Origin of the sequence: Bacillus oleivorans, from assembly GCF_900207585.1 — a bacterium.
Taxonomy (GTDB): Bacteria; Bacillota; Bacilli; order Bacillales; family JC228; genus Bacillus_BF; species Bacillus_BF oleivorans.
In genome coordinates this window covers 1-5,234 of the sequence record NZ_OAOP01000020.1, presented here as the reverse complement: position 1 = coordinate 5,234, position 5,234 = coordinate 1, and the positions used below count along the sequence as shown (strand labels likewise).

Annotated in this window: 11 protein-coding genes; all 11 read left to right on the top strand. The window is 36.6% G+C overall.

Annotated elements, in window-relative coordinates:
* Positions 1 to 271: 271 nt before the first annotated feature.
* Positions 272 to 451 carry a hypothetical protein gene (locus CRO56_RS23105; protein WP_097160840.1) on the top strand — a complete coding sequence of 60 codons (180 nt, stop codon included), beginning with the start codon at positions 272 to 274 and terminating at the stop codon, positions 449 to 451.
* A 28-nt stretch (positions 452 to 479) separates the two neighbouring features.
* The gene (locus CRO56_RS22360; protein WP_097160839.1) at positions 480 to 698 is read left to right on the top strand and encodes a hypothetical protein; all 219 of its coding nucleotides are present in this window, start codon (positions 480 to 482) and stop codon (positions 696 to 698) included.
* An 81-nt stretch (positions 699 to 779) separates the two neighbouring features.
* A complete protein-coding gene (locus CRO56_RS22355) occupies positions 780 to 1,313 on the top strand; it encodes an HNH endonuclease (protein WP_097160841.1) in 534 nt (177 codons plus the stop codon).
* Entirely contained in the window at positions 1,303 to 1,710 is a 408-nt protein-coding gene (gene ssb, locus CRO56_RS22350; RefSeq protein ID WP_097160838.1) for a single-stranded DNA-binding protein, read from the top strand. The genes CRO56_RS22355 and ssb overlap by 11 nt, the downstream gene beginning before the upstream one ends.
* A gap of 41 nt (positions 1,711 to 1,751) precedes the next feature.
* On the top strand, positions 1,752 to 2,474 hold the full coding sequence (locus tag CRO56_RS22345; protein ID WP_218839658.1) for a phosphoadenosine phosphosulfate reductase domain-containing protein: 723 nt from the start codon (positions 1,752 to 1,754) through the stop codon (positions 2,472 to 2,474).
* Between the two features lie 10 nt (positions 2,475 to 2,484).
* Positions 2,485 to 3,027, top strand: coding sequence for a 3'-5' exonuclease (locus CRO56_RS22340; RefSeq protein ID WP_179714404.1), 543 nt, complete (start codon positions 2,485 to 2,487; stop codon positions 3,025 to 3,027).
* Between the two features lie 181 nt (positions 3,028 to 3,208).
* Positions 3,209 to 3,757: a dUTP diphosphatase gene (locus CRO56_RS22335; protein WP_097160835.1), complete on the top strand. Its 549-nt coding sequence runs from the start codon at positions 3,209 to 3,211 to the stop codon at positions 3,755 to 3,757.
* A 125-nt stretch (positions 3,758 to 3,882) separates the two neighbouring features.
* A complete protein-coding gene (locus CRO56_RS22330) occupies positions 3,883 to 4,167 on the top strand; it encodes a PDDEXK family nuclease (protein WP_097160834.1) in 285 nt (94 codons plus the stop codon).
* Positions 4,168 to 4,332, top strand: coding sequence for a hypothetical protein (locus CRO56_RS23100; protein WP_179714403.1), 165 nt, complete (start codon positions 4,168 to 4,170; stop codon positions 4,330 to 4,332).
* Positions 4,332 to 4,676, top strand: a complete 345-nt coding sequence (locus tag CRO56_RS22325) for a hypothetical protein (protein ID WP_097160833.1) — start codon at positions 4,332 to 4,334, stop codon at positions 4,674 to 4,676. The genes CRO56_RS23100 and CRO56_RS22325 overlap by 1 nt, the downstream gene beginning before the upstream one ends.
* A 10-nt stretch (positions 4,677 to 4,686) precedes the next feature.
* Positions 4,687 to 5,106 (top strand): hypothetical protein, encoded by a 420-nt coding sequence (locus CRO56_RS22320; protein ID WP_097160832.1) that lies wholly within the window; start codon positions 4,687 to 4,689, stop codon positions 5,104 to 5,106.
* Positions 5,107 to 5,234 lie beyond the last annotated feature (128 nt).

The window sequence follows — 5,234 nt, the reverse complement described above, 5'->3', positions numbered from 1 at the left end:
AGTTAGAACGGTTATATAAAGGGGAGTTGGAGAAATGGGGTAAGACGAGTCGTCACTCACAAGGGTAAATCAATTGATGGAGAGATATTAACCATTTGTACGGTATTTGAGGAATCGGTTAGTAAAGAGCAGCTGAAGAAGATGAATGGATTTACAAAGTTACACGATGTATTGATTTTACGGAACGATCTTTACGAATTTAGAGAAAAAAGGGCATAAAATCTCTATTTTCCAGTTTAGTCAATAGAAATACGAACAAGCAAGAGAACAGTTGAATCGAATTGTGCAACAAAAAGAAGGTGAGAATGTGATTGTTATTCATTTTGAGTGTAAAAGTTGTGAATGTAAGGATGGTCAATTAGAACTACCTTACCTTGTTTGTAGAGCATGTGGTAGTAAAGAGAAAATTAGTGATTTTGACATCGTAGGTCACGGTACGGAAGTTGAATAATACAAATTTTGACGAAAGGAGAATGAGGATGAGAGTACCTTACACTTACCTTGAAGTGGAATATATGGAACATGAATATGACCAACAAGTGCCTGTTTCTGTAATTGCTGAAAATGTAAATAAAGAGTTTCATAGCGGACGTCAAGTGAGAAATGTTAATTCAATTTGGTATGTAATTAGCAAATTAAATAATGATGATGAATGGAAAAACAAACTAGAAGATGCATGGTTAGAAACAATATCTTAACCCACAGTTCTAAGAAAATATGTAAAAAATGGAGGAATAAACCATGTTAAATAGAGTCGTACTAGTAGGAAGTGATTACTAATGCCGACTCCTAAAAACAAACAAACATATTACTCTGTGATAATTAACGGCCAAGTCCATGATGTTACTGGAAGGAAAAGAACCCCAAGCGGATACATTGCCTTATGTATTAAATCACATCCTTTTAGCGACAAGGTAAACGGCTATATTTTTGAACATAGGGTAGTCATGGAAATGAAATTAGGTAGATATTTACAACCGAATGAAGTAGTACACCACAAGAATGAAATAAAACACGATAACCGCTTAGAAAACCTTAAATTAATGGAACATGGCGCACACACGGCAATGCATCATACAGGAGCGAAAAGGTCGAAAAAAACAAGAGAAAAGTTATCGAGTTGGGCAAAGGAAAGATTGGAAGATAAAACAAATCATCCTTCCTACAAAGATGTAGATACCAAATTAATTGAAATGGTTGAGCAAGGATATAAAGCAACAGAAATATCAAGAAAATTAAATGTAACTAGACGAACAGTTTACAACAAAATTGATTATTTGAATTTAAGGGAGAGATATTCAAATGTTAAATAGAACGATTTTAGTTGGCCGCCTTACGTCAGATATAACATTACGTTACACCCCATCAGGGAAACCAGTAGCAACCGGAACCGTTGCCGTAACCCGTCAATTTAACCGAGAGGAAACAGATTTTATCAACATCGTTATCTGGAATAAAGCAGCTGAGAATACAGCCAATTTTACAAAGAAAGGTTCCTTAATCGGAGTAGACGGAAGAATACAAGTAAGGTCATATGATACCGACAACGGAAAACGCTATGTCACAGAAGTAGTCGCAGAATCTGTACAGTTTTTAGATAGCAAGCCAAAGAGTGAGAACACACCACCGCCAAAACAGAATACAGACGAAGATCCATTCGCAGACAATGGGGAACCAATTGATATCAATGACGAGGATCTGCCCTTCTGATGAAGGGTAGAACCAAAAAGTGCAATAAGGAGAGTGAAGAATTGAATCGAAAAGAGGTCGCTTGGTTTAGTGGTGGGGTAAGTAGTTTTATTGCAATATACCTAAGAAAAGAGACAATTGACGAGATATTTTATATCGACATCAAAGATCAGCATGAAGATACAATTCGATTTTTACACGATTGCGAAAAGGCTTTAGGAAGAGAAATAAAAATTCTTAGAAGTAAAGATGAAAGTGTGAAAAATGTAATTCAAAAATATCGTTTTATTAATTCTCCTTATGGCGCTAAATGCACACAGATATTAAAAAAGCAAGTTCGTCAAGAGTGGGAAAGAGAACAAGAAGGACAAATGGTTTATGTCTGGGGATATGACGGAACCGAACAACATAGAGCCAACAGACTAAAGGAACTTATGCCAGAGTATGAACATATCTTTCCCTTAATTGATGAAAATCTAACTAAAGAAGAAGTACATGGAATGTTACAACGATTGGGAATTAAACGCCCTGTAATGTATGAAATGGGATACAGAAACAACAACTGTATTGGGTGTGTAAAAGGCGGAATGGGTTACTGGAACAAGATACGCAAGGATTTCCCGGAAGTATTTGCAGAAAGGGCAAAACTAGAACGTGAAATAGGTCATTCTTGCATTAAAGGTGTTTTCTTAGACGAGTTAGAGCCGAATAGAGGCAGAATTGAAGATGAAGTCATGGAAGAGTGCGGAATAATGTGTGAGATAGCTTACGAAAAAATTAATTAGGAGGGACAAGGTGGAACTTTTGTTTTTAGACACAGAAACAGGTGGATTAAATCCGTTTGAACATTCTTTACTACAGATTGGTTTGGTAGCTTATGACAGTGTAATAAAAGGCACTTTAAAAATTAACATCAGTTTAGAAAATTATGTTGTTACTGAACAATCATTGAAACTAAATCAAATTAATCTCGAAGAATTAAAACTTAATGGTTTGTCCCCTGAAGAGGCATTAGACGCAGTAAATGAGTTTATTCAAGTGAATTTTAATCACAAACCAATCTTAGTGGGTCATAATGTCGGGTTCGATAAATACTTCATTAAACATCATATTTACGATTCAAACGGAATCAATATGGATGATTACATCAGTCATAGAATGATAGACACAATGTCATTACTATGGGGTTTACATTTAAAAGGTAAAGTTCCGAAAGAAGCATGTTCCAGCAAAGGAGCTTTTGAACATTTTAACATCGAAAATCAAAATTATCATGATGCATTATCAGATGCTAAAGCCACAAGAGAGTTATTTGAAAAAATTTTAGAACTGCTTTAGTTATTGCACATTTCGTAGATTTTGAACAACAGAACCATGAGGTGAAACCATGAGACAAAAAGGAGATAAATTCCGGCCAATCGTAACCATATTAAAAACCAAGAAAGACATACCCACTGTAATTAAGGTAAGTGGAGAAATATACGTACTCCGACACAAAGACCAAAAAGGGGGATAAACCATGAATCTATCTAAACTATTCGAAGCACAAGCAGAACTCGACAAACGAATCGTGAAGGAGAAAGGTCTTGAAGGACAAGACCTTCTCCCAAAGAAAATATTAGCGTTACAAGTGGAGCTAGGGGAGCTGGCGAATGAATGGCGAGGGTTTAAGTTTTGGAGTGAGGACCAAAGACCGCGAATCTCGAAAACTGAATATATAAAGGGTGTAGGTCTAGTAACGACAAATCCACTCCTAGAAGAATATGTAGACTGTTTACACTTCATTTTGAGTATTGGAAATGAGTATGGCTATAAAAATGAACCGACTTTAGCAATAGTTCCAGATAACGTACTCGACCAGTTAAATGACTTATTTAAAATCGTTGCCTACATGGATAATCTTTATAAAGACATGGGATATGGCTGTGGAGTACACGATTTTTACGATGACTTGTTAGGGAACTTTATGAATCTAGGAAAATTACTCGGATTCACCTGTGAACAAATCGAACAAGCCTACTTCGAGAAAAACAAAATCAATCATGGGAGACAAGAAAATGGCTACTAAACTAGACCCAGTACACTGATTAGAAATCATATCAGAATTAGAAATCAAAACAGGCTATGTGTTTGAATACCTTAATAGATTAACAGACGAAGAATTAGTGAAGTTGCAAAAGGAGAGGGGATAACGTGGGAAAAAGCCAAAGGGACAAAGGAGCTCGCGTTGAGAGGGAGATAGCCGCCATTTTAAATGGCAAGCGTGTCCCTCTTAGTGGGGCAACCTCATTCGCTAAAGGTGATGTAGAAGCACTGGGCATGAAGTTTGAAGTAAAAGCTCGGAAAGATGGATTCAAACAAATATACGGATGGCTTGAGAAGGACGATGTAGATGCACTGGTAATTAAAGCAGATAGAAAAGAGCCTTTAGTGGTATTGCCGATTAGTACATTTAAAGAAATAAAAGAAGGTGAATAAATGGAGTTAATCTTAACTGTATGTATCCTTGGCTTCGTTATTAATATATTTGGAATGGCAGTTGCTATAAAGAGAAAAGAAATAGGATTTTTCTTATTTGCGTGTGCAGTCTTATTTATAGCGACTTACGAAGAGATTAAGACTATACAAGAGTTGGTGAAGTAATGGAACAAGGTAAGTACATTGAACTCACCGAAATCATACAAGAAATGCGGGCAGTCCGTAAACGCTTAGAGATAGCAGCTAAAGAAATCTTTACTCTTGCTCGGAATAAAGCAACTGCCGAAAAAAGATACAGAGTTGCTTTACGACAAGAGATATTAAAACTAAAAGAACAAGGACTCCCAGCTACTTTAATTAACAATTTAGCTAAAGGAGAAGAAACTATAGCTAATTTGCGATTTGAACGGGACATTGCCAAAGAACTATATGTAGGTGGTCTGGAATCTATGAAGCAAACAAGAACGGAAGCCAGTTTGCTGCAGACTATCTCAAAATATAATGACTAGAGGTGATAAGATGACAGTCACTGCTACCAAGTTCAACAAACACCAAATATATGGCATATTAAAAAACTATCACTGGATGGTAAAAGAGATACAACGAATCGATCATTACCTCTCTGAAACGGATTTCAGAGGAGCTGCCCAATACGGCATAGAAGCGACCTTACCGAAAGCCCAGGGAGTTGTCGGGAAAGCATTAGAGAACGAAGTCATCAGAAGGGTGAATAAGTCGAAACGTCTGCAAAAATACATTGAGGAAGTGAACTTTATCAATGAGCGCATCCCTTCGATTACGGATGAAAAAGAGAAGGTGGTACTCGATTGTTTACTCGATGGAATGAGTTTAACGGGTATCTCTAAGCACATGGGAATAAGCCGGATGCAGATTACGACGATACGGGATGATGTTGTAGATAAATTGGCGAGGGATTAAAGCAAAACGCGAAGGAGAGAATATTTGTGAATTATACAGAACAGTTGGAAAAGCTAATCAGCGAAGTCCTGGATAAATACGCAAAGGAAAACCAATTAAAAATTTCTTACAACTCAAATTATTATAAA